Raw genomic sequence first — 25,265 nt, 5'->3', positions numbered from 1 at the left:
GGAAAGCCGGACAGGGATCTACAGTCTCCATTCCGGGTTCGCCGCATGACATCGGATTCCTGAAAGGGCAGGGCTTTATGCGTGAAGTTACCGAGTTTCCTCACCGTGTCCGCGTGATCGAGAACGCCTGGATCCCGATGTCCGACGGCACGCGGCTGGCGGCGAAGCTCTGGCTGCCGGCGGATGCGGAGGAGGCGCCGGTTCCGGCGATTCTCGAATACATCCCCTACCGCAAGCGCGACAACGAAGCGGTCCATGACTCGATCATGCACGGCTATTTCGCCGGGCACGGCTATGCCGGGGTGCGGGTGGACCTTCGCGGCTCAGGCGAGTCGGAGGGCGTGCTGAGGGACGAGTACCTGCCGCAGGAACTGGCCGACGGCCTAGACGTCCTGCGCTGGATCGCCGCGCAGCCTTGGTGCGACGGCAAGGTGGGGATGATCGGCATCTCCTGGGGCGGCTTCAACGGTTTGCAGATCGCCGCGCTTCGGCCGCCCGAGCTTGGCGCGGTCATCACCCTCTGCTCGACCGACGACCGCTACGCCGACGACATCCACCACATGGGCGGCTGCCTGCTTGGCGACAATCTCTCCTGGGCCTCGACCATGTTCGCCCGCAGCAGCCTGCCGCCGGACCCGGCGCTGGTGGGTGAACGCTGGCGCGATATGTGGATGGAGCGGCTGGAGGGCAGTGGGCTGTGGCTGGAGAAATGGCTGCGCCACCAGCGTCGCGACGATTACTGGAAGCACGGCTCGGTCTGCGAGGACTACGAGGCGCTCCAGGTGCCCGTCTACGCGGTCAGCGGCTGGGCGGACGGCTACTCCAACGCCGTTTTCCGCATGCTGGCGCATCTCAAGGTGCCGCGTAAGGGTCTCGTGGGGCCATGGAGCCACAGGTATCCGCACCTTGGCGTGCCCGGTCCCGCCATCGGCTTTCTGCAGGAGGCGCTGCGATGGTGGGATCACTGGCTCAAGTGCATCGACACCGGAATCATGGACGAGCCGATGCTGCGCGTGTGGATGCAGGACAGCGTGCCGCCGACCACCAGCTATGCCCACCGGCCCGGCCGCTGGGTGGCGGAGCGGGAATGGCCATCCCCGCTTATCCGCGAACGGCCGCTGCGCTTGATGTCCGGACGCCTCGTCGCGGACGACGCGGCACCGGAGTGCGGCGGCGAGGAAGTGCCGTTGGATATCCAGTCGCCGCTGACGCTCGGTCTGTTCGCCGGCAAGTGGTGCTCCTACGCCGCCGGACCGGATCTTGCCCACGATCAGCGGCAGGAAGATGGTGGCGCGCTCGTCTTCGAGACGGAGCCCCTGGGGGAGGCTCTCGAAATCTGCGGTGCGCCGGTGCTGGATCTTGAGCTGGAGGCGGACCAGCCGGTCGCGATGGTGGCCGCGCGGCTCTCGGATGTTGCGAGCGACGGCAAGGCAACGCGTGTCACATACGGCCTGCTCAACCTGACCCATCGGGAAAGCAGTGAGCATCCCGCGCCACTGGTGCCGGGCCAGCGTTATCGTGTCACCGTGCGGCTGAACGAGATCGCCCAGCGGTTCCCCGCGGGCCACCGGGTGCGCCTTGCACTGTCGACGTCCTACTGGCCGCTGGCCTGGCCGCCACCGAAGCCGGTGTTCCTGCGGGTTCATGCCGGCAAGAGCCGGCTGATACTGCCCGAACGCCCGGAACGGGACGAGGACGGGCGGCTTCCCGAATTCGGCGAACCGGAAGGGGCCGCGCCGCTGGAGAAAGTCCAGATCGAGGCCGGGCACCGGAACTGGCTGGTCCACCGCGACCTTGCCAGCGACGTTTCGACGCTGGAGGTCATCAACGACCTGGGTACCTTCCGTCTTCCCCACGCCGACCTGGTTCATCGCATCAAGGGGGTGGAGCGCTATTCCTCGCGCGATGACGAGTTTGACAGCCTGCGTGGGGAGACCGTGTGGGATCATGCGATATGGCGGGACGACTGGGCGATAAGCATGCGCACGCACACCGTCCTGAGCTCGACGGCGTCCCACTTCCATATCCAGGCGACGCTCGATGCCTACGAGGGCGACAAGCGCGTGTACTGCCGCAACTGGGACGTCTCGATCCCGCGCGACTGCGCGTGACGGACCTTCGGCGGCGCCCCGGCTTGATTCAACTCATGGGCGGCCTCTGGGTTCTGGACTAGGCTCGCTTCATTGTGGACATCACCGCCGCTGACTGTCGGCGCTTGTCCGATTTTCCCGGGATAGATTGCCATGACCGCCCAGCAGCCGAACCCCAGCGATATCGTCTACCGCCAGCCCACAATCGATGACGGCGAAACGATCTGGCGCCTCGTGCGCGCCACCGGCACGCTCGCCGAGAACTCGCCCTACAGCTACCTGATGTTCTGCCGATCGTTCGCGGATACCTGCATCGTGGCGGATGCGGGCGACCGCCTGGCGGGCGCGGTCCTGGCGTATACGCCGCCGCAGACGCCGGACGTCCTGTTCGTGTGGCAGATCGGCGTGCACCCGGCGTTCCGTGGGCGGAAACTCGGCTTCAACATGCTGGACCAGCTCCTGGACCGGCCGGCCTGTGCCTGGATCTCGCGGGTGGAGGCGACGGTGACGCCCAGCAACGACGCGTCGATGGGGCTGTTCCATAAGCTGGCCGAGTACCTGAACGCCCCCATGGAGCAGAAGGTGGCCTTCCCCGAGGCCGCGTTCCCCGAGGGCGAGGCGCACGAGACCGAGATGCTTCTGCGCATCGGTCCCATCGGGGCGCGCAAACAGCCGGAGCCCAGCGACATGGGGTTGTTCGAGCGCCTGGAGTCCGAAGTGCGCGCTTATAGCCGCGACTTCCCGACGGTCTTCACGCGCGCTTCCGGGGCGCTGATGTGGGACGAGCAGGGCCGGCGCTATATCGATTTCTTCGCCGGGGCCGGGGTGCTCAACTATGGGCACAACCATCCCCAGATGCGGCAACGCCTGATGGAGTACATGGCCGGCGACGGCATGCTGCACGGGCTGGATATGGCGACGACGGCGAAAGCCCGGCTGCTGCAGACGCTGGAGGAGGTCATCCTTTCGCCCCGGGGCCTCGACTACAAGGTGCAGTTCCCTGGTCCGACGGGCACGAATGCGGTGGAGGCGGCGCTCAAGCTGGCCCGCAAGGTGACGGGCCGGCACAACGTCGTCGCTTTCACGGCCGGCTTCCACGGCATGACCCTGGGCGCGCTTGCGGCCACCGGAAACCGCTTCAAGCGGCATGGCGCCGGTCTGCCGCTGGCCGGCACGGTGCATCTGCCATTCGATGGCTACCTGGGCGGAACCTGGGACAGCGCCGATCTGCTGGACCGCGTCCTCGCCGATCCCGGCAGCGGTATCGACCATCCCGCCGCCGTGATCGTGGAGACCGTCCAGGGCGAGGGCGGAATCAATGTCGCGAGCTTCGACTGGCTGAAGCGCGTCGCGGAGATCTGCCGGGCGAACGACGTCCTGCTGATCGTCGACGATATCCAGATGGGATGCGGACGCACCGGGCCGTTCTTCAGTTTCGAGCCAGCCGGAATCGTGCCCGATATCGTGTGCCTGTCGAAATCGATCGGCGGCATCGGCCTGCCGCTTGCCTTGACGCTGTTCCGCCGCGAATTGGATGTGTGGGAGCCTGCCGAGCACAACGCCACGTTCCGGGGCAACAACGCCGCCTTCGTGACGGCTGCCGAGGCCCTGGACATCTTTTGGCGCGACGACGCGTTCAGCGCCGCGGTGGCGCGAAAGGGCGCCCTGGTCGCCGAACGCCTTGCCGGCATTGTGGAGCGCTTTCCGGAACTGAAGCTCTGCGCCCATGGGCGTGGCCTCGTTCATGGCCTTGAGTGCGGCCTGGACGGCGTGGCCAAGCAAATCGTCCATCAAGCTTTCGAGCGCGGGCTGATCGCCGAAACCTCGGGCGCGCGCTCCCAGGTCGTGAAGGTGATGCCGCCGCTGGTCATCGACGACGAGACGCTTTCCGCCGGGCTCGACCTGCTTGAGCATGCCGTTGCCGCTCTGGCCATGGAGCCGGGGGAGGCTTCGGGCACGTCGGCAAGCTGAGCCGACAGCCTGTCCATGGACGGACGTGCGGGCTCGCCATGACGGCCGACGCCGGGATAAGGTCATGCAATGACCGATCGATACGATGATAGCAACCTGCTGACGTTGATCCGCGCTGGCCGGGTGTTTGCGCCGGAAGCGCTGGACGAGACCGACATCCTGATCGCCGATGGCCGCATCGCCGCGCTGGGCCGGGGCCTTGACGTGCCGGACGGCTGGCCGGTGGAGGTCGTGGAGGCCCGCGAACTGACCGCGGTTCCGGCGTTCATCGACCAGCACGTCCACGTGACGGGCGGCGGCGGCGAGGGTGGTTTCGCCACGCGCTGCCCGGAGATTACCGCGGCGGAGATCGCCGCCCGGGGTATCGCGACGGTCGTCGGCATTCTGGGAACCGATAGTATCAGCCGCTCCCCGGCCGATCTCCTGGCCAAGGTGCGCGGGCTGCGCGCGGAAGGGATCGCCGCCTACATGTACACCGGCGCCTACCGCGTGCCGCCGCCCACCCTGACCGGCGACGTGCAGACGGACCTTGCCTGGATTCCCGAGGTGATCGGGGTGGGCGAGATCGCGATCTCCGACCACCGCTCCAGCCAGCCACGGCAGGACGAGATCGAACGGCTGGTCAGCGACGCGCGCGTCGGGGCCATGCTGGCCGGCAAGCGGGGCATTTGCCACTTCCATCTCGGCGACGGCGAACGCGGTCTGGCGCCGCTACGGCGCTTATTGTCCGAAACCGAGATTCCGGCCGAGCAGGTGATCCCGACCCATGTGAACCGCAATCGCGCATTGCTGGAGGATGCGGCGGATTACGCGAAGGCTTTCGGGGCCTGCGTGGATGTGACGGCCTTCGATTCGCCGGGGCCGGACGATCTGTCGGGTTTCCAGGCGGTGTGCGATCTGCTGAAGCGCGGCGTCGCGGTGGAACGGATCACCATGAGTTCCGACTGCAACGGCAGCCTGCCGGATTTCGATGCAAAGGGCCGCTATCTGGGCATGCGCGTCGCCCGGAATACCGCCTTGATCGAGGACTGGCAGCGTCTCGTCCTGGAAGAGGTCCTGCCGCTCGACCGGGCGCTTGGCCTGATCTCCGGAAACGTGGCGCGGGTTCTGGGCCTGCAGGAGCGCAAGGGACGACTTGCTGCCGGCTTCGACGCGGACGTCACGCTGCTCGATGACAAAATGCGGCCGATTCGAACATTCGCGGGCGGGCAGTGCGTTTACGCCAGCGAGGCTTGAGTCCAGCCGCGGACCGGCGGTCAAAGCCGGTCCGCGGCAGTTTCAGGGCACGCCTCCTATTCGCCGTAAACCAACTCGGGCAGCCAGAGCGACAGTTCCGGAAACGCCATCACGATCGCCAAGCCGATCACCATGATCGCGACGAAGGGAATGATCGACAGGTAAATGTCCCTCAGATTGATGCCTTTCGGCGCCATCGCCTTCATTAAAAACAGGTTATAGCCGAAGGGCGGGGTCATATAGGCGATCTGGCAGGTTATCGTGTAGAGCACGCCGTACCACACCGGATCGAACCCCAGGCGCATCACCAACGGCACATAGAGTGGCGCAACGATCACCAGCATCGCGGTGTCGTCCAGGAACATGCCAAGGACGATGAACGATAGCTGCATCATGATCAGCGTCTCCCAAGGGCCGAGATGCCAGCCCTCCAGGAACAGGCCCTGGATCGCGTATTTTGCGCCCAGGCCGTCGAAAACCGCGCCAAAGCACAGCGCCGCCATGATCACCCAGAGGAACATGCAGCTTATCGACAGAGTCTTGCGGATCGTCTCCTGGGTCACGTCCCAGGTCAGGCGCCGCTTGACCGCCGCGACGATGGTTGCCGAGCCAGCGCCGACGGCCGAGCTTTCGACCAGGCTTGTAACGCCCGTGAAGAACAGGCCCATCATGGTGAAAAAGATCACCAGGGGCGTGATGCCGGCGCGCAGCAGGCGCAGCTTCTCCGGCCAACTGACCTCCTGACGCTCCTGGAGGGGCAGTGGCGGGCCCAGATGCGGCTGCAGCCAGCAACGGATCGCGATGTAAATCACGAACAGCGTCGCCAGCAGCAGGCCGGGAATGATGCCGGCGAGCCAGAGCTGACCGATAGGCTGCTTGGCAATGATGCCGTAGAGCACCAGCACCACCGACGGCGGAACCAGGATCCCCAGCGAGCTGCCCGCCTGGATCGTTCCGGTGATCATCAGCTTGTTGTAGCCGCGCCGCATCATCTCCGGCAGTGCGACGCTGGCTCCGATTGCCATGCCGGCGACGCTGAGCCCGTTCATCGCCGAGATCGCCAGCATCACGCCGATGGTCCCGATCGCCAGACCGCCGCTCAACGGGCCGGCCCAGACGTGGAACATCCGGTACAAATCGCTGGAGATACCGGATTCCGAGAGCATGTAGCCCATGTAGACGAACAGCGGCAGCGTCACGAGTGGATACCAGTCCAGCACCGTCATCGCCGCGTTGAACGGCATCTGGTTGCCGCCGGTGCCATAGAGAAGCAGCGCCGCGGACGCCGCCACGAAACCGATCGCGCCCACGACCCGCTGGCCCGTGAACAGGAGGACCAGCATGCCCCCCAGCATGGTGAGGGCGATGAGTTCGTTGCTCATTCGGCGTCCTCTCCCAGCGCCCGTGCCACGTTCTTCAGGAAGCGCGCCGTCGACTGCAGCAGCATCACCGCAATGCCGACGCACATGACGATCTTGATCGGCGCCATCGGAGGTGCCCAGGCGCTGCGGCTGTTTTCCCCGTACTTCAGCGCATACTCGGCACTGGACCAGCCGCCGTAGAGCAGCATCACGAGGTAGAAGATCAGGAAACAGATGGTAACCGCATCGACCGTCGCCTTGGTGCGCACGGACCAGCGCTCATAGAACAGATCCATGCGCACGTGAGAGCCGAGCTGCATGGAATAGGCGCCGCCGAGCAGGAAATAGGCGACCAGCATGAACTGCATGCTCTCGACCAGCCAGATGTAGGAGGTGTTGAACAGCACGCGAGAGAGGGCCGCGAAGAGCAGCGTGCCCATCATCACGAAAATCAGGTATACCGCGAAGCGCCCAAGCCTGTAGGACAGCTCGTCGACGGCACGAATGTAAAGTCTCAAGGGCTTTGGCATCCGAGCTTCCCTTTTCACGCAGGTCACGCCTTGTTGCCTGCATCCCCTGCCACGTCCCCATGCGCGGCTTTCCGTTGAAACTCTTCAGTCGAGTAGCAGCCCGGACACGCTTTCGAAGTCCGGAACGTGAAGCTGCGTTCGGCGGAACGCCGTCAGCCGGGCAGGCGTCCCGCGATGGCGTTCTCGATAAGAGGGCGTAGATTGTTCTTGTTGAGCGGTACCGGGTTGCCGCCGGCGGTCGGGTCGGTCTCGGCCATCCCGGCGATCCGGTCTATCCGGTCGGTCCCGACACCCAGGTCGGCCAGCGTATGCGGCACGCCGAGCGCCGTGCGCAGCTCCGTCACCCAGGCCATGATGCCGTCGAAGGACGGGTCGTCCAGCCCCAGGTAGGCCCCCAGGCGCGCGAGTTTCGACTCCACCGCCGCACGATTGAACGCCAGGACGTAAGGCATGACGACAGCGTTGGTCAGCCCGTGGTGGGTATCGTAGAGAGAACCGACCGGATGGCTGATCGCGTGGATCGCGCCAAGGCCCTTCTGGAATGCGACACACCCCATCATCGCCGCCGCCAGCATGTGGGCGCGCGCCTCCAGGTCGTTGCCGTCGCGATACGCTCTCGGCAGCGCATCCTTGATCATTCGTGCGCCCTCGGCGGCTATGCCCTGGGCCATCGGGTGGAAGCTGGGCGCGCAGTAGGCCTCCAGACAATGCGCCAGGGCATCCATCCCGGTGGCCGCCGTTACCCATTGCGGCAGGCCGGTCGTCAGCTCCGGGTCGCCGATCACCTGCTTGGGCAGGATCTCCGGGTGGAAGACCACGACTTTCCGGTCCACCGCGGCGATATGGATCACGGATGCCCGCCCGACCTCCGAACCGGTGCCGGCGGTCGTCGGAATCGCGATGGACGGGAGGATGCCCTCAACGTTTGCCTGCTTCCAGTTGTCGCCGATGTCCTCGAAGGCTTCCATGGGCAGGCTCTGCGCGGTCATGAACGCGATCGCCTTGCCCGCATCCATTGCGCTGCCGCCGCCAAACGCGATCACGCCGTCGTGGTTGCCGGCGCGCAGCACCTCGACCCCTTTGGTGACGTTCTCGTCGCTGGGATTGCCTTTCACGCCGGCGTAGAGATCGGCGTCGAATCCGCCGGTCTTAAGGATATCCAGCGTCTCGTGGACGATCGGGTTGTCGGCCAGGCCGGCGTCGGTCACCACCAGCGGGCGGCTCATGCCGGCCGCCCTGCACGCGTTCGGCAGCTCGCGCCGGCGGCCGGGGCCAAAGCGAATCGTGGTGGGAAAGGTCCAGGTTCCGGTGGGATTACTCATGTATCCAGTGTCCCTGTCTCAGATTCGATGGAGATTGAAGGATTTCGGACGCGTCAGCGGAGCGTAGCCGAGCCGGGACAGCGTGCAGCCGTGGCCCGAGTCCTTGATGCCGACCCAGGCCAGCGCGGGATCGAGGTAGTCCGACTTGTTGGCGAAGACGGTCCCGGTCGCAACCTCGTCGCCCAGCCGCCGCGCGGCATCCAGGTCCCTGGTCCAGATCGACGCGGTGAGTCCGAACGGGCTGTCGTTCATCAGGCGCACGGCCTCTTCGTCGCCGGCGACCCGCATGATGCCGACGACGGGACCGAACGACTCGTCCATCATCACCGCCATCGAATGGTCGACGCCGGTCAGGACCTGCGGGGCCATGTAGGGCGTGCCGTCGCTGGCCGCCGGGAACGCGCGCGGATCGATATGCGCGGTGGCTCCCGCCGCCACGGCCGCCTCGATCTGCCGGCGCACCAGCTTGGCCGCATCCGCCCGCACGAGAGGGCCGAGCGAGGTTTCCGGGTTCAGCGGGTCGCCCAGTTCAAGGCCGTTTACCGTCTCGACGAATCGGCTCAGGAAATCGTCGTAGATGTCGGCGTGCACATAGATCCGCTCGATGCCGCAGCAGGACTGTCCGCTGTTGAAGAAGGCGCCGTCCGCGGTGCCGTCGACCGCCTGCTCGAGATCGGCGTCGGGGCGGATGTAGGCCGGATCCTTGCCGCCCAGCTCCAGGCCCAGTCCCGGGAAGTTGCCGTCCGCGGCCTCCTGGATCGCGCGGCCGCCAGGAACCGATCCTGTAAAGCCGACGAACCCGATGCGCCGGTCGGCGACGAGGCGCGCGGTCGTGGCGCGATCCAGGTGCAGGCACTGGAAGACTCCCTCGGGCAGTCCGGCTTCCTGCAGGATCCGGGCCATGCGCTCGCCTGACAGCGGTGTCTGCGCCGAGGGCTTCAGCAACACCGCGTTACCGGCCGCGAGCGCCGGCCAGACCGCGTTGACCGCGGTCATGTAAGGGTAGTTCCAGGGCACCACGATCAGCGCAACACCGAGAGGCTCCCGGCGGATGAACTGGTGCTTCGCGCTGTCGTCGGCGACCGGGATGTCCGCCAGTTCCCGCGGCGCCGCATCGAGCATGTAGCGGGCGCGCTCGGCGAAGATATCGGCTTCCTTCGGCGAGGCCGCAATGGGCCGGCCCATTGATCGGGTGATCTCCTCGCCGAGGTCGTCGCGCTCGGCAACGATGCGATCGACCGCGTCACTCAGGATGGCAATGCGTCGATCGAGCGGCGTCGCCCGCCACGCGCGCTGGGCAGCGACGGCGCGGTCCAGTGCCGCTTCCACCTCGGTATCGGTTGCGTATGGCCGCTCGACGTAGACGGACCCGTCGATTGGCGAGATACACTGAAGGCGCTTGGTCATGGCTGCTCCGCCTCTTTATCTTCGCAAGATTCCGGTCCGACCGCCGTCAGCCGCGTTCGAACAGTCGGACACGCTCCCAGTCGGTCACGCGACGGTCGTACTCGTACTGCTCCCAGCGCCCGGTGTGGACGTAGTGGTCCACCACCTCGTCGCCGAGCGCCGCGCGCATGACCTCTGATTTGTCCAGTGCCTCGACCGCCTCGCGCAGCGTTTTCGGCACGTCCGGCACATTCTCGGCCTCGTAGGCGTTGCCGGAAAAGGCCTCGGGCAACTCAAGCTCGTTCTCGATGCCGTAAAGCCCGGCGGCGATGGTTGCGGCATAGGCCAGGTAGGGATTCGCGTCCGCGCCCGGGATGCGGCATTCGACGCGCCGGCCCTTGCCGTGGCCGATGATGCGGAAGCCGGCGGTGCGGTTGTCGAAGCTCCAGGCCGCCTTGGTGGGCGCGAAGGAGGCCGCCTGGAAGCGCTTGTAGGAGTTCACGTAAGGCGCGAAAAAGTAGGTCATCTCCCGGAATAGCGCCAGTTGACCCGCAAGGTAGTGCCGGAACAGCCTGCTCATGCCATTCGGATCGCCCTCGTCCGGAAAAAGGGCGGTATCGCGGGCCTTGTCCCACAGCGAACTGTGCAGGTGGAACGAGTTGCCGGCGTGCTCGAACGCGTATTTTGCCATGAAGGTCAGCGACTGGCCCCACGCGTGCGCGATCTCCTTGGCGCCGTTCTTGTAGATCGTGTGGCGATCGGCCATCTCCAGCGCCTCGGCGAATTTCAGATTGATCTCCTCCTGGCCCGGCCCGAACTCGCCCTTCGACACCTCGACCGGCACCCCGGAGCGATCCATGTGGTTGCGGATCGCGCGGATCAGCGGCTCTTCCTTCGTCGTCTGGAAGATGTGGTAATCCTCGATGTACCAGCCGCCGTGCGCGAGGTTGTCGTAGGTGTTGTCGCGGGCCGACTCGTACGACTCGTTGAAGACGTAGAATTCCAGCTCCGAGCCCATCTTGGCTGTCCAGCCGTGCTCGTCGAGGCGCGCCAGTTGCTTCTTCAGGATCTGGCGCGGGGCATGGGCCAGGTCGTTGCCGGCCTCGTCGCTGAGGTCGCACAGCACGATCGCCGTGCCCTCCAGCCAGTCGCAGCGGCGCAGCGTGCCAACGTCGGGCTTGAGGACGAAATCTCCGTAGCCAAGATCCCAGGATGCGGCCCTGTAGCCGGGCACCGGCTCCATATCCATGTCGCAGGCCAGCAGGTAATCGCAGGCGTGGGTTTCCTCGACGACCGAGTCTAGAAAGAAATGCGCGGTGGCCCGCTTGCCCAGCAGGCGTCCGAACATATCCGGAAAACAGACCAGAACCGTATCGATGGTTCCGGCCTCTGCTTCCTTGCGCAAATCATCCAACGTCAGCATGGGTATGTTCTCCCGCGGATTCTTCTGGTTGCCGTCCGTCCGATTGGCGGTTTTTCGGGTGGATCGCGTTACCGTGGCGCAGTCCGTGAATTCGAGTCCGTGTGCGAGAAATCCGGCAGCACGGCCCGCAGCGCCGCGCTCAGGCGATCCGCCCACTGGCCGCAGCCTGCGTCCGTCATCAGCTGGTTATTGGCGATCTCGATCATGACACAGGGAAGGCCTCGCTCTTCGCCGTGGCGTTCAATTGTATGATAAACGCGGTCATCGGGGCTGTACGGCCGGTTGAGTCCAAGCGTGAGGCGCGTGCCGTCGCATCCTTCGACCAATTGGCCGACCAGCCGGCGGGCCAGCCTCCGGTCGCGGTTGAGGATGATCCCGATGTCCCAGGGCCGCGTCATTCCGCCTATCCGTGGCGTGAAGCTGTGCACGCTGATGACGAGTTGCGTCTGCCGGGTCTCAAGGCGGGTGTCCAGGAGTTGGTCGATCGCCTGGTGATACGGCTGGTAAATGCCGCGGATTCTTGCCGACCTGTCGGCGTCGCTCATTTCGGCGTTGCCCGGCACGCGGATGCCGTCGTTCTCGACGACGATGCTGTCAGGGTCATCCGGCTTGCGGTTCACGTCGATGAGAAGGCGCGAATAGTTGCACAGGACGTACGCGGCGCCGAGCTTTCCGGCCATGGCAACCGTGAGCGCCGCGGCGCCGGGATCGTAGGCGATGTGTGTTTCAAGCTGCGCCGGGGTCAGGCCGAGACTGTCGAACGCATCCGGGATCGCGTTCGTCGCATGGTCGCACAGAAGCACGATTGGCGTGGGCGCGTCGGCACCGTGAACGCGTGCGGCGGGCTGCGAAAACGAATGTCTCGTGTCTGAAGGGCTCATCGTCTGGCACGCAGGAGTTCGCCGCGCGGCCGCGAAAACGCGGTCGTCGAGAGACGGCGGTGGAACATCTCACCGGAAAATCGGTGCGGCCCGGAGACGACCCCGCCGATCCCTTCCGGGTGACGGGGCCGCCTCCATGCGGATCGCTTGCGCTCAGGCCTATTCAACGCCGGCAAGGACGAAGTTGCTGCGGCGCGAAATGTAGCGCCAGTCCTCCTTGGTCAGCATGCCGTCCTGGTTAACGTCCTGAGCAATGAACTGATACTTGTCGTAGCCTTGGGCCTTGGCTTCTTCGAAACTGATCTTGCCGTCGCCGTTCTCGTCGGCCGTTTCGAAGGAAGGTTTCTCCATTTCGGCGGCCACGGCGGCGTTCGTCGCGGCCAGCCCGGCCACCATGGCCAGGGCGGATGCGGCGGCGATCGAAACGGTGCGGAACATGGTGTCCTCCTTTCCCGCGAGCGCGCGGGGTCGTGACATCAGGGATTCGAGCGGGTCCGTCGGCTACGCGCCGTAGCGGTATGGCGGGCCCGCCTTGCGCATCGTCTCGGTGTACTGCTTGAGGATCTCGACCACACGGGCGTTGCGCTCGCTCTCCTGCGCCCGCTCGTCCCAGAACTTGAACGCCTCGTCCTCGACCTTGCGCCACTCGGACTCGGGGATCGAGGTGGTCTCCAGCTTGTCCCCGTGGACACGGTAGTAAGCCTCCCCCCACCAGTACCATTGCAGGCGATTGTAGTGAGAGGCGTCGATGCACATCAGCCACAGGCGCTTCAGGCGCTCGGGGACCTTGTTCCAGCTTTCCGTGTTGACGAGGTAGGAACCGGCCCAGGCGCCGGAGACGTTGTTCGTGAGGTAGTAGCTGGTCACGTCGGCCCAGCCGGCGTTGTAGTCCTCGGCGATGCCGGACCACGCCACGCCGTCGAGCGAGCCGGTCTGCAGCGCGACCTGGACGTCTTCCCAGGGAATCGACACCGGCGTCACCCCGAAGCGTTCCATGAAGCGGCCCACGGTCGGGAACATGAAGAGCCGCAGACCCTTGAAATCCTCCATCGACCGGATCGGCGTCTTGGTCGCGAAGTTGCAGGGGTCCCAGGCGCCGGTCGAGAGGTAGGTGACGTTCTCGATCTCGCTGTAGGCTTCCTCGAAAACCTCCTTCAGCCCGTACCAGTTCCATAGCACCGGCACGTCGAGGTAGTAGCGCGAGGCGAACGGGAAGTACGCGCCGAAAATCGAGACGTCCACCGGCGCATTGATCGAGTCGTCGTCGCTTTGAATTGCGTCGACCGTGCCGTTTTGCAGTGCCCGAAACAGCTCGCCGTGAGGCACCAGCTGGTTGGCGTTGTACAACTCGATCTTCATCTCACCGTCGGCAATCCGATTGAACTCGTCCACCGACGGCTTGATCACCTTCTCCGCCAGCGCTGGACCGGCGTAGGTCTGCAGCCGCCAAGTAATCGGGCTCTGCGCCTTGACGTAAGGCGCGCCGATCGCTGTCGACGCCGCTGCAATGGATGCCGTGCCGGCGGTTCTGAGAAATTGCCGTTTGGTCACTCTGTTCTGATCGGTCATGCAGGCCTCCCTGTTGCGGCCTTCGAGAACGCGGTTTCACGTCGTTTTCCGATCACGGCTTTCGCCGCGACCGCAAAAAGTGTTTCATAAAATTTCCGAAGGAGTCCAGGCTTGAATAGCTTTTTTCAGAATCGCCATTCGTAGTGTTAGGGTTCACTCTGGGCGATTCGCCAACGCGGCGGGCGTCAACGGGAGATCGTGGAGGACGGGCTGGGAATGGACGAACAGCAATCGACCGTAGCCGAGGTGCTGCGCAGCCAGTTCAACACATTGACGCGTGCTGAGCGGCAACTGGCGGACGTGCTCCTGGCGCACTACCCGGTTGCAGGCCTGTCCAGCATCACCGGACTGGCCAAGAAGGCGCAGGTCTCGACGCCCACGGTCGCGCGCCTGGTGAAAAAGATTGGCTTCAGTGGCTATCCCGACTTTCAGGCCTCGCTGCGTTCCGAGCTGGAGGCCACGATATCGAGTCCCATCGCCAAGCATGATCAGTGGGCCGAGGGGGCGCCGGACACCCACATTCTCAACCGTTTCGCCGAAGCGTCGATGACCAATCTGCAACGGACCCTGAGCCGGCTGGACACCGACAGATTCGATGCCGTGGCAGGCCTGCTGGCGGATCCCGAGCGTGGCATCTACCTCGCCGGCGGCCGGATAACCCACTCGCTCGCCGAGTACCTTTTCACGCACCTGCAGGTCATCCGTGGCGGGGTCACGCTTGCGACTTCGCACGCGGGCAGTTGGCCGCACATCTTGCTCAACATGCAGGAGGGCGACGTCCTGATCGTGTTCGACGTGCGGCGCTACGAGAACAATCTGGTCCGCTTCGCGGAATTGGCGAGCGAGCGGGGCGTCATCGTGGTCCTGTTCACGGACCAATGGGGCTCTCCAACCGCGAAGCATGCGCGCCACGTATTCAGTTGCCGCATCGAGGCGCCATCCGCCTGGGACTCGTCGGTTGTCATGATGATGATCTCGGAAGCATTGATCGCCGCCGTCGAGAACCTGCGTTGGGAAGCCACGCGTGAGCGGATGAACGACTTGGAAACCCTGTTCGACCAGACACGGCTCTTGAGAAAATTCGTGTGAGACAGGGGTGCAAACCGGATCGCCAGGGGTGGTCGCCTATTTCTCCTCCCCCCACCGTGCGCCCGTCGGCCGCACGACGCGCGGGAAGGGCACCACAACGCGGGAGTGGGAGGCCACTGTCTGGAGGGGTCGGTTGAGGGCGTAGACCTGCTTGCCGGCCTCGATCATCACCACGCCGCCGAAGCGGTTGAACCAGCGCTGGCCGATACGCTCCCACGCCGGGGCGGTGGCAAGCAGGGTGCGGGTGCGCGTCGGCGGCACGAACAGCGCGTGGCTCGTCTGCATCGGCATGAACATCTGCTCGCGCAGCAGGCCCGCAAGCTGCGAGGCGCTGTAGGGATGGCCGTGGCCGAAGGGCGTACGCTCAAGCCGCGACCAGACGCCCCGGCGGTTCGGCACCACCACCAGAAGGCGCCCGTCGCCCATCAGCACGCGCCAGACCTCCTCCAAGAGCGGGCGAAGCTGCTCGGTCCGCTCCAGGGCGTGGACCAGGAGAACGCGGTCGATTGAATAATCGGGCAGGGGCAGCGTCGCCTCGTCGCTCAGCGCCACCGCGTTCGGCCCCTCCGGCGGCCAGCGCAGGACACCCTGCTGGGCCGGCATGAACGCCAAGACCCGCTCCGCCTCGTCGCGGAACTGCCGCAGATAGGGTGTGGCATAGCCCAGGCCCAGGACGCGCTGACCGGAAAGACTGGGCCAGATCGCGCGCACGTGACGGCGGATCAGGTGACGCGCCACCTGACCGGTTCGCCCGGCATAGAAATCGCGCAACTCGACGATATCCGCGAACATGCGCCGATTCTAACATAAAGCCGGTCGGGCGGGGAGTGACTCCCCCTCAGTCCGCTTCGTGGACAGCTCCTCCTCCGGGGAGCGACTTGGGGGAAACCAGACACCAGTCGTCTCCCCTGGCAGGGGAGACAGCTCGCCGCAAGGCGAGCAGAGGGGTGCGGCCTCTCGGCTTCGCGGCTGTCAGCATGGGGGCCTCCCTTTGTATCTTGGCGTTGCTGGTTGACGGCAAAAATAGGAATATTGACCTATATGCCATCCCCCGCTAGACTCGTGGCCAGTGTTTCAACGGCGAAGCTTGGGGGTGTCGATACCGCGGTCAAAGACTTCGAGCCAAGCGTCCGCGCCCGGCGATCCGTTTCCGTATGCAAACGTCATCATTCGTCATCATGACGGCCTCCGCCGTCTTCATCGGGCGGCGTCGCTTCCGGCAAGCTGGACAAAACCCGCCGAACCGCGATGCCCGCGCTGGACAGGGCGCCCGGGTCGACCAACATTGTGCGCGGAAAGAGGAAACCATCGCGCATGACCGACCGCACGAACGACGGCAAGACCCACCGGCACGACAACGGCGAGGGGTCGTCCCGCGCCCGGCGCCGCAGGCGGCGGGCGCAGGCGGATATGGCTCCAAAGGCCGGCGCGCCCTATCGCGACGAGGATTACGACGACGCCGAGAGCGCGGCGCGGCGTGCCGGTGGGCGCGACAGCGAGGGGCGGAACCTCGGACGCCGAATCAGGCGCTATGCCGAGGTCGGGCGCTCCGTCGGCGGGTTGGCGGCGCAGATTGTCGGCAACCGCTATCTCGGTGTCGAGCTGGATTCCGCCCAGCATTCCAGCGAGTTGAAGGCCGCGCTCGGCGGCATCAAGGGGCCGCTCATGAAGGCGGCGCAGATCCTGGCGACCATCCCCGACGCGCTGCCGCGCGAGTACGCCCAGGAGCTGCAACAGCTTCAGTCGAACGCGCCGCCGATGGGCTGGCCGTTCGTCAAGCGGCGCATGACCAGCGAGCTGGGCCCCGGCTGGCGCAAGCGCTTCAAGGAGTTCAGCCACGAGGCGGTGGCCGCCGCCTCGCTGGGGCAGGTTCATCTGGCGGTCGACGACCGGGACCGCAAGCTGGCCTGCAAGCTGCAATATCCCGACATGCAGTCCGCCGTGGACGCGGACCTGCAGCAGCTTCGCTGGGTGCTATCGATCTACCGGCGCTACGACAACGCCATCGACACCAGCGACGTTTACCAGGAACTTTCGGACCGTCTGCGCGAGGAGCTGGACTACGGCCTTGAGAGCCGTCACATGGCGCTTTACGGCCGCATGCTGGCCGACGAGAACGGCGTCCATGTGCCGGAGCCGGTGCCGGATCTGTCGACCCGCCGCCTGCTGACGATGACCTGGGTCGACGGCATGCGGCTGATGGAGTTCGTCGACCACCACGCCGATCAGGAAGAGCGTAACCGCGTCGCCTACAACATGTTCCGGGCGTGGTACGTGCCGTTCTATTACTACGGCGTCATTCACGGCGACCCGCACCTGGGCAACTACACGGTCCGCGCCGACGATCAGTCGATCAACCTCATGGACTTCGGCTGCATCCGCACCTTCCGCCCAAAGTTCGTCAAGGGGGTGATCGATCTCTACTGGGCACTGGAAAACGGCGACGAGGAGTTGGCCCGGCACGCCTATGCCACCTGGGGCTTCGTCAACCTCAACGCCGAGGTGCTGGAGGTCCTGAACCTCTGGGCCAGGTACCTCTACGGCCCCCTGCTGGAAGATGCGGTGCGGCCGATCCAGGACGACAACAGCCCGGCGTACGGGGCGGAGCTCGCGAACAAGATCCACAAGGAGCTGAAGCGCCTCGGCGGGGTAAAGCCGCCGCGCGAGTTCGTGCTGATGGACCGCGCGGCCATCGGCCTGGGCTCGGTCTTCATGCACCTAAAGGCCCAGATGAACTGGCACCGCATGTTCCACGACATGATCCGGGACTTCGATGCCGATGCCCTGGCGAAACGCCAGAAAGAGGCGTTGGAGGCGAGTGGCGTGCCGCTTCCCGCGTGAGCGGCCGGATTCTCGCGTAGGTTGATGCTCACGATTAGTTGAAGGGGTCGCGCGGCTTGGATCGGCGGAAAACGGCGGCGACAGACAACAACCGTGACTCGAAAAAAGCTACGAGTTAATCCGTTTTTAAGGCGAAAATGCGTCAATCTCCCCACGCCAGCGCGCTGCCATTGAGCGGCTGCGCGGCGTTTCAGCCTCCATTTGGAGCTATACAACCCATGCGGGTGTGGGGTGCGGTGTCCGGGGGCGGATGCCGCTGCATGGGGAGAGGGCGCGGGCGCCGCGGGGCGCCCGCGCCCTTGCTGTTTCTTGATGCCCGATCCCGGCGGGTCTCGATGTCGAACGGGGCGGGCGGGCAAGCCCCCCCCCCCCCGGCACTGCGAGACTCCGCCGGACGTGCTACAAGGCCCTGTCCGAACTGACTGAAAGGGCACTTGATGCAGAACGCCGGCCATCTCAACGACGTTCTGGTGGTCCTGCTCGCGGCCATCGTCAGCGTGCCGCTGGTGCAGCGCCTGCGGGTCAGCCCGGTGCTTGGCTATCTGGTCGCCGGCGTGGTGATCGGGCCGCACGCACTGGGCCTGATCCACGACCTGGAAGGCACCGAGATCCTGGCCGAGTTCGGGGTGATCTTCCTGTTGTTCGCCATCGGTCTGGACCTGCCGCTGCGCCGCCTGGTGGCGATGCGGCGGTATATCTTCGGCCTGGGCCTGGCGCAGGTTTTCCTGACCTCGCTTGCCATCGGCGCCATCGCCTATGCCGCCGGCCTGCCGCCGGAGACCGCGTTGGTGGTGGGCGGCGCGCTGGCCCTGTCGTCGACGGCGACCGTGCTGCAGCTTCTTGTGGAGCGGCGCGAGGTGGCCGAGCGGCACGGCCGCATGTCGGTGGCCGTCTTGCTGTTCCAGGACCTTGCGGTGGTGCCGCTGCTGGCCTTGCTGCCGATCCTGGCCGGCGGGTCGCGGGATATCGTGAGCGCGCTCGGCCTTGCCGGGGTCAAGGCGCTGGTGGCCATCGCGGTCATCCTGATCGTCGGGCGGCTGCTGCTGCGCCCCGTTTACGCGGTGATGGCGGAGACCCGGAACGCGGAGATCTTCGCCGCGACGAACCTGTTCCTTGTACTGCTCACCGGCTGGGCCACGGCGCAGGCGGGCATGTCGATGGCGCTGGGCGCATTCCTGGCGGGTCTGATGCTAGCCGACACGGAATACCGCCATCAGATCGAGGCGGATATCCAGCCGTTCCGCGGGCTTTTCCTCGGCCTGTTCTTCATGACCGTGGGCATGGGGGTCGACCTGGGCCTGATCGTGGCCGACGCCGCCGCGGTGTTCGGTCTGGCGGGGGCGCTGCTGGCCGGCAAGGCGGCGCTGTTGTTCGTGCTGCTGCTCGTCGGCGGCAATGGCGCCGGGTTGGCGGCGCGGGTGGCCCTGCTGCTGGCGCAGGGCGGCGAGTTCGCCTTCGTCGTCTTCGGGCTTGCGATGCAGCAGGGCATTCTGGAACGCGGCATCGGGCAGACCCTGGTGGCAGCCGTCGCGATCTCCATGGCCAGCACGCCGTTGTTCGCGGAACTGGGCAAGCGTATCGCCGCGCGCGGCGAGCGGCCAAAGGCCACGCCTGAGGCGCTGACCAAGGCCACCGGCGACATCGAAAACCACGTCCTGGTGGCCGGCTTCGGCCGTGTCGGCTGGACCGTGTGCAAGCTTCTGGAACGCAGCGAGATTCCCTATGTCGCACTGGATGTGGATATGGACCGGGTCCAATCGGGCCGGGAGCAGAACATGCCGGTCTATTTCGGCGATGCCAGCCGGATCGAGGTGTTGCGCGCGGCCGGGTTGGAGCGGGCGCGCTCGGCGGTTATCACGCTCGACCAGCCCCGGCTCGCGGAGCAGGCGGTCGCCGTCCTGCGCAGCTATGACCGAAACCTGCCGGTGGTTTCCCGTGCGCGCGACATAGACCACCGCAAGCGGCTGGAGGAAATGGGCGCGAGCGCGGTGGTATCCGAAGCCCTGGAGGCCAGCCTGCAGCTTGGCGCCAAGGTGCTGCGCCTGACTGGAACGGCGGGAGAGCAGGTGGAACAGGCCCTGGACGAGTTCCGTCGCGACGACTACGCGATCCTGAGCGCGCTGCCCGGCCGCGAAGGGGAGGACGGCGAGCCGGGGCCGGGCCGTTTCGCCGGCTGGCTCTCCCGCCACCTGCACCTGCGCCGCAACCGCGGTGGCAAGGGCACATAGGAGAGGGGCTCGCGCCGTCTACTCCGCCGCGCTGCGGATCGGGGCCGGGTTGCGGAAGGCCTCCAGAAGCTCCGCCTCGCGCGTCTTGGCGGTTTCCAGGTTGCGCATCTTTACGTGGCCAAAGCCGCGGATCTGCTGGGGCAGGGCCGCAAGCTCGACGGCAAGGGCGTGGCTGCCGGCGGTCATGCCGGTCAGCAGTTCCTCCACCAGTGCCTCGTACTCGCCGATCAAGGCGCGCTCGCGCTTGCGCTCGCCCGTGTAGCCGAAGATGTCCAGTCGGGTGCCGCGCAGGCCCTTCATGCGGGCCAGCAACTTGAAAAGCCGGAAGGTCCACGGCCCGAACTCGCGCTTCCTTGGCTCGCCGGTACCGGCGTCGGGACTGTTCATAATCGGCGGGGCGAGGTGGAACTTCAGCTTGAAGTCACCCTCGAACTGGCGCTTCAGCTTGCGCTCGAACTCGCCGCTGGTGAACAGGCGCGCGACCTCGTACTCGTCCTTGATGGCCAGCAGCTTGAAGTAGCTCTTCGCCACCGCCCAGCTCAGCGCCTCGTCCGTCGGCGCGACCTTGCGCTCGGCCGCGCGCACGCGCTCCACCAGCTTGCGGTGGCGTTCGCCGTAAGCGGCGTCCTGATAAGCGGTCAGGAAGGCGACGCGGCGGTCGATTGCTTCGTCCAGGCTCTCCGACAGCCGCTCGGAGCCCGTCGCCTCGTCCTTGCCCTGCGGCGCGGCGGCGCGGGCCACCGCGTCGAGGTCGTGCGCGGCGCGGCGGCCCCAGAGGAAGGCCTGCTTGTTGAAGTCGATGGCGACGCCGTTCAATTCCACCGCCTGCATGATGGCGCCGTGGCTGATCGGCACCAGACCCTTCTGCCAGGCATAGCCCAGCATGAAGAGATTGGTGGCGATGGCGTCGCCCATCAGCGCGGTGGCGATCTCCGAGGCGGCGATCAGCTCTGCGTGCTCCGGCCCGACGGCCTCGCGCACGCGCTGCTGCAGACGGCGGCCTGGGAAGGTGAAGTCGGGATTGCGGGTGAAGTCGCCGGTGATGGCCTCGTGCGTGTTGACCACGGCCCGCGTCCGGCCGGCGCCCATCTTGCCCAGCGCCTCGAACCCGGCGGCGACGACGAGGTCGCAGCCCAGCACCAGGTCGGCCCCGCCGGCGGACAGCTTGGTGGCGTGAATGTCTTCCGGCGTCGGGGCGATGCGCACGTGGCTCATCACCGCGCCGCCCTTCTGCGCCAGCCCGGTGATGTCGAGGACGGTGCAGCCCTTGCCCTCGATATGCGCGGCCATGCCCAGAAGCTGCCCGATGGTGACGACACCCGTGCCGCCGACGCCGGTAACGAGGACGCCATAGGGGGCGCCCACCTCCGGCAGCGTCGGCTCGGGCAGTTCCGGCCAGAGGGCCTCGTCGCTGTCGGCCGCCGTCTCCACGCCCTTGCGCAGCTGCCCGCCCTCGACCGTGACGAAGGAAGGGCAGAAGCCGTTCAAACAGGAGAAGTCCTTGTTGCAGCTTGATTGGTCGATGGCGCGCTTGGTGCCGAACTCGGTCTCGTGCGGGACGACCGAGACGCAGTTCGACTTCGCCGAGCAGTCGCCGCAGCCCTCGCAGACCAGGTCGTTGATGAAGACGCGCTTCGCCGGGTCGGGATACTGCTTGCGCTTGCGCCGCCGGCGCTTCTCCGCCGCGCAGGTCTGGTCATAGACGATGGCCGTTACGCCCGGCGTCTCGCGCAGCTCGCGCTGCACGGTGTCAAGCTCGTCGCGGTGCTTGATGGTGGTGCCCGGCGCCCACTCGACGCCGAGGGGATACTTCTCCGGCTCGTCGCTGACGACGCGGATGGTCTTCACGCCCTCGGCATAAAGCTGGCGGGTGATCATCGCCGGGTCGAGCGGGCCGTCGACGTGCTGGCCGCCGGTCATGGCGACGGCGTCGTTGTAGAGGATCTTGAAGGTGATGTTCACGCCCGCGCCGACGCAGGCACGCACCGCCATGATGCCGGAGTGGAAGTAGGTGCCGTCGCCCAGGTTCGCGAACACGTGCTCCGTCTTCGAGAACGGCGCCTGGCCGATCCAGGGCGCGCCTTCCCCGCCCATGTGGGTGAAGGTCTCGGTGTTGCGGTCCATCCACAGCACCATGTAGTGGCAGCCGATGCCGGCCAGCGCGCGGCTGCCCTCGGGCACGCGGGTCGAGGTGTTGTGCGGGCAGCCGGAGCAGAAATAGGGCACGCGCGACAGCGGCGCCGGTTCCTTGGTCAGCGCCTGTTCCTTCTTCTCCAGGAAGGCGAGGCGGTCCCGCATCCGCGGGCTGTCGTGGAAGCGGGCGATACGGGCGGCCACCACGCGAGCGATGCGTGCCGGCGTCAGCTCGCCGTCCGAGGGCAGCAGCCATTCCCGGTTCTCGTCGAACTTGCCGACGACGCGCGGACGCACGTCGGCGCGCCAGTTGTAAAGCTGCTCCTTCAATTGGTTCTCGACGACCGCGCGCTTTTCCTCGACGACGAGAACCTCTTCCAGGCCCTCGGCGAAGGCGCGGATGCCCTCGCGCTCCAGCGGCCAGGGCATGGCGACCTTGTAGACGGACAGCCCGATCTTGGCGGCCAGCTCCTCGTCGATGCCCAGGTCGTCAAGCGCCTGGCGCAGGTCGAGATACGCCTTGCCAGTCGTCACGATACCGAAGCGGCGGCTCGGGCTGTCGATGACGCGCTTGTCCAGCTTGTTGGCGCGCGCGAAGGCCAGGGCGGCATAGACCTTGTGGCGATGCAGCCGGGCTTCCTGCTCCAGCGCGGTGTCGGGCCAGCGGATGTTGAGGCCGCCCGGCGGCATCTCGACGTCCTCGGGCAGGACGATGCCGATGCGTCCGGGATCGACATGGACGGAGGCAGAGCTTTCCACCGTCTCGGTCACCGCCTTGAAACCAACCCAGCAGCCGGAGAAACGGCTCATCGCCCAGCCGTAAAGGCCGAGGTCCAGGATCTCCTGCACGTTGGAGGGGCTGAGCACCGGGATCATGGCGTCCATGAACGGGTGTTCGCACTGACTTGTCGTCGTGGACGACTTGGCGCCGTGGTCGTCGCCGGCCAGCAGCAGCACGCCGCCGTTCTTCGCGCTGCCGGCCATGTTGCCGTGGCGGAACACGTCGCCCGAGCGGTCGACGCCCGGCCCCTTGCCGTACCACATGGCGAAGACGCCGTCGTAGGCGAAGTCCTTGAAGATGTCGCCTTGCTGGCTGCCCCAGACGGCGGTGGCCGCAAGGTCCTCGTTGACGCCCGGCTCGAAGTGGATGGCGTTGTTTTTCAGGAATGGCTTGGCCGACCAGAGCTGCTGATCCAGGCCGCCAAGCGGGCTGCCCCGATAGCCGGAGATGAAGCAGCCGGTGTTCAACCCCGCGGCGCGGTCGCGCTGGCGTTGCATCATCGGCAGGCGGACCAGCGCCTGTGTGCCGCTCAGGTAGATGCGGCCTTCATCCAGGCTGTATTTGTCGTCGAGGCTCACCTTCGTCAGGGCCATGTGCGCGACGCCTCCATGTGAGCGGATGCCGAGGCGCTTCACGCGCGCTCTTCTTCCTTATCACGCACCAGGATAGTGCCTGACGGCGGGGCGGGACAATGCGTCGCGGTCTTGCCGGGCGCAAAACGCAAGAAACCGGCTTGCGGGTCGCAGCCTTGCGATAAAGCGCCGGGTCGTGGGTTCCGCCGCGCGAAATTTTATTGCGCGACATACGGTCCGCGACTCCGCGGATGCGGCTATGGCGTATCCGCACCCTATTGCCCTTTATGAGATAGATTCGTATTGCAAAATAATCGCGTTAGGTGTATTTCAAGCATAAGGGTCGCCACCTGAAGCCTCTAGCCATCGCGACGACGGGCGGCAAGCCGAATCGCGGACCGGCGGGCATGTGGCAGGTCATTGGTGAAGCTGTCCGCCCTCGCGACGGCCACGGGCCGGCGGGCATGCTTTTCCCCGCATTAAAATGGGAGGCCGTCTGATGGGGTCCGTTATCGTTATCGAGCCGTCGCCGGGAGGTCTCGCGCTTGTCGAGGCCGGCAAGGCGCACGGCAAGCACGTTGTCCTTCTGGCAAGCGCGCAGGCAGGCGAGAAAGTCCGCGCCGCCGCGAAGGCGCAGGGCGCGGAGATCGTCGATGTCGACACCAACGACGTCGATGCCGTGCTGGAAGCTTGCCGGTCCCTGGCGGGCACGCACGAGGTCGAGGCCGTGGTTCCGGGCATGGACTACTACGTGCAGGCGGCGGCGAAATCGGCACAGGCGCTCGGCCTGCCCGGTCTGTCGCCGGACCTGGCCCGGCGCCTGCGCAACAAGTACGAGGTGCGCCGCATGGTCGCCGAGGCCGGCGTCGCCACGCCGTCGTTCGCCCTGGTCGGCGACGACGAGAGCGATGTGGAGAATGCGGCCGCCATCACCGGCTTCCCGGCGGTGCTGAAGCCCGTGGACGCTAGCGGCAGCCTGGGCGTGCAGCGGGTGGACGACCTGGAGGAGTTGCAGAAGATCGTCGCCAAGCGGCGCGAAAAGGCGCTGGTCGATGTCGGGCGCCGCGTCGGCGAGGCCTGGATGCTGGAAAGCTACCTCGACGGCCCCGAGTACAGCGTCGAGGGCGTGATCGCCGACAACGGCCCGCTCGTCCTGACGGTCACGAAAAAGCGCCTGGGCCCCGAGCCTTACTTCATCGAGGTCGGCCACGTCGTCGGCGACGCCCTGCCGGCGGAGTTGCAGCGCGCGCTCTCGGATTATACCCGTCAGGTGATGGTGGCGCTCGGCCTGCCGCTGGGCGTGTTCCACGCCGAGGTGCGTCACACCAGCCAGGGGCCGATGCTGATCGAGGTGAACGTCCGCCTGCCCGGCGACCGGATCACCCGTCTGGTGGAGTTGGCCTGCGGCTTCTCACTGCCTTCCGCGCTGCTGCGCTCTCACCTGCACGGGCCGCTGCCGGCCGCGGAGTGCGGGACCAGCGCGAACGGCCTGGCCGGCGTCAGCTTCGTCACCGCCGCCGACGTCAAGCAGGCGCCCAACGATGTCGAACTGGAAGCGCTACGCGACCAGCCCTGGGTGGATGAGCTGGAATTCGCCGGAATGCCGGAGAACCCATGCTGCGCCGCTTTCCGGGAGCGTCTCGGTCATGTCGTCTGTACGGCCGAAAGCGCGGCTGAGCTGGATGAACGCCTGAACCGGGTGAGCGCCGTCCTGACGGGCACCGCCCACGCCGGCATTGCGGCCATGGCGGCGCAAGCGCCGCGCGCGGCCGAAGCCGCCTGCTGTCCGGGCGGATAGGGTCGCGAGCGCAGCCGGCACGCCTTCATGCTCCCTTAGGAGGCGTGCCGGTTC

17 protein-coding genes are annotated in these 25,265 nt (G+C 66.2%); 7 read left to right on the top strand and 10 right to left on the bottom strand.

Going from position 1 to position 25,265, the window contains the following annotated elements:
- The first annotated feature begins 77 nt into the window (after positions 1-77).
- From DRB17_RS10680 to iadA, 3 genes are all read left to right on the top strand, one after another.
- The gene (locus DRB17_RS10680; protein WP_114582189.1) at positions 78-2,111 is read left to right on the top strand and encodes a CocE/NonD family hydrolase; all 2,034 of its coding nucleotides are present in this window, start codon (positions 78-80) and stop codon (positions 2,109-2,111) included.
- A gap of 132 nt (positions 2,112-2,243) precedes the next feature.
- Positions 2,244-4,061: a diaminobutyrate--2-oxoglutarate transaminase gene (ectB, locus tag DRB17_RS10675; protein ID WP_114582188.1), complete on the top strand. Its 1,818-nt coding sequence runs from the start codon at positions 2,244-2,246 to the stop codon at positions 4,059-4,061.
- Between the two features lie 69 nt (positions 4,062-4,130).
- Positions 4,131-5,297, top strand: a complete 1,167-nt coding sequence (iadA, locus tag DRB17_RS10670) for a beta-aspartyl-peptidase (protein WP_114582187.1) — start codon at positions 4,131-4,133, stop codon at positions 5,295-5,297.
- A gap of 56 nt (positions 5,298-5,353) precedes the next feature.
- On the opposite strand, the gene DRB17_RS10665 is transcribed toward iadA, so the two are convergent.
- The 8 genes from DRB17_RS10665 to DRB17_RS10630 form a co-directional block, all read right to left on the bottom strand.
- The gene (locus tag DRB17_RS10665) at positions 5,354-6,679 is read right to left on the bottom strand and encodes a TRAP transporter large permease (protein WP_114582186.1); all 1,326 of its coding nucleotides are present in this window, start codon (positions 6,677-6,679) and stop codon (positions 5,354-5,356) included.
- Positions 6,676-7,176: a TRAP transporter small permease subunit gene (locus DRB17_RS10660; protein WP_241503810.1), complete on the bottom strand. Its 501-nt coding sequence runs from the start codon at positions 7,174-7,176 to the stop codon at positions 6,676-6,678. Before DRB17_RS10660 ends, DRB17_RS10665 begins: the two co-directional genes overlap by 4 nt.
- Positions 7,177-7,340: 164 nt before the next feature.
- The gene (locus DRB17_RS10655) at positions 7,341-8,510 is read right to left on the bottom strand and encodes an iron-containing alcohol dehydrogenase (protein ID WP_114582184.1); all 1,170 of its coding nucleotides are present in this window, start codon (positions 8,508-8,510) and stop codon (positions 7,341-7,343) included.
- 18 nt (positions 8,511-8,528) lie between these two features.
- A complete protein-coding gene (locus DRB17_RS10650; RefSeq protein ID WP_114582183.1) occupies positions 8,529-9,917 on the bottom strand; it encodes an aldehyde dehydrogenase family protein in 1,389 nt (462 codons plus the stop codon).
- Positions 9,918-9,963: 46 nt separating this feature from the next.
- Positions 9,964-11,319, bottom strand: a complete 1,356-nt coding sequence (locus tag DRB17_RS10645) for a glutamine synthetase family protein (RefSeq protein ID WP_114582182.1) — start codon at positions 11,317-11,319, stop codon at positions 9,964-9,966.
- Positions 11,320-11,387: 68 nt separating this feature from the next.
- On the bottom strand, positions 11,388-12,122 hold the full coding sequence (locus DRB17_RS10640) for an N-formylglutamate amidohydrolase (protein WP_161958782.1): 735 nt from the start codon (positions 12,120-12,122) through the stop codon (positions 11,388-11,390).
- A gap of 237 nt (positions 12,123-12,359) precedes the next feature.
- Positions 12,360-12,638: a hypothetical protein gene (locus tag DRB17_RS10635; protein ID WP_161958781.1), complete on the bottom strand. Its 279-nt coding sequence runs from the start codon at positions 12,636-12,638 to the stop codon at positions 12,360-12,362.
- Positions 12,639-12,701: 63 nt separating this feature from the next.
- The gene (locus DRB17_RS10630) at positions 12,702-13,769 is read right to left on the bottom strand and encodes a TRAP transporter substrate-binding protein (RefSeq protein WP_114582179.1); all 1,068 of its coding nucleotides are present in this window, start codon (positions 13,767-13,769) and stop codon (positions 12,702-12,704) included.
- Positions 13,770-13,985: 216 nt separating this feature from the next.
- Here DRB17_RS10630 and DRB17_RS10625 point away from each other — a divergent pair, with 216 nt between their 5' ends.
- Positions 13,986-14,858 (top strand): MurR/RpiR family transcriptional regulator, encoded by an 873-nt coding sequence (locus DRB17_RS10625; RefSeq protein WP_114582178.1) that lies wholly within the window; start codon positions 13,986-13,988, stop codon positions 14,856-14,858.
- 36 nt (positions 14,859-14,894) lie between these two features.
- On the opposite strand, the gene DRB17_RS10620 is transcribed toward DRB17_RS10625, so the two are convergent.
- Entirely contained in the window at positions 14,895-15,650 is a 756-nt protein-coding gene (locus DRB17_RS10620; RefSeq protein WP_114582177.1) for a class I SAM-dependent methyltransferase, read from the bottom strand.
- A gap of 522 nt (positions 15,651-16,172) precedes the next feature.
- Here DRB17_RS10620 and DRB17_RS10615 point away from each other — a divergent pair.
- Positions 16,173-17,699, top strand: coding sequence for an ABC1 kinase family protein (locus tag DRB17_RS10615; RefSeq protein WP_241503809.1), 1,527 nt, complete (start codon positions 16,173-16,175; stop codon positions 17,697-17,699).
- A gap of 437 nt (positions 17,700-18,136) precedes the next feature.
- A complete protein-coding gene (locus DRB17_RS10610) occupies positions 18,137-19,927 on the top strand; it encodes a monovalent cation:proton antiporter-2 (CPA2) family protein (RefSeq protein WP_114582176.1) in 1,791 nt (596 codons plus the stop codon).
- A gap of 18 nt (positions 19,928-19,945) precedes the next feature.
- Here DRB17_RS10610 and DRB17_RS10605 read toward each other — a convergent pair whose 3' ends face one another.
- Complete coding sequence (locus DRB17_RS10605) at positions 19,946-23,434, bottom strand: indolepyruvate ferredoxin oxidoreductase family protein (RefSeq protein ID WP_114582175.1); 3,489 nt, start codon at positions 23,432-23,434, stop codon at positions 19,946-19,948.
- A gap of 478 nt (positions 23,435-23,912) precedes the next feature.
- On the opposite strand from DRB17_RS10605, the gene DRB17_RS10600 reads away from it, so the two are divergent.
- Positions 23,913-25,211, top strand: a complete 1,299-nt coding sequence (locus DRB17_RS10600; protein WP_114582174.1) for an ATP-grasp domain-containing protein — start codon at positions 23,913-23,915, stop codon at positions 25,209-25,211.
- Positions 25,212-25,265: the final 54 nt, after the last annotated feature.

The sequence above is a fragment of the Ferruginivarius sediminum genome (genome assembly GCF_003344765.1).
In the GTDB taxonomy this organism is placed as follows: Bacteria; Pseudomonadota; Alphaproteobacteria; order Kiloniellales; family Rhodovibrionaceae; genus Ferruginivarius; species Ferruginivarius sediminum.
The sequence above is the reverse complement of the archived record's forward strand: the minus strand, read 5'-3'. Positions and strand labels throughout refer to the sequence as shown.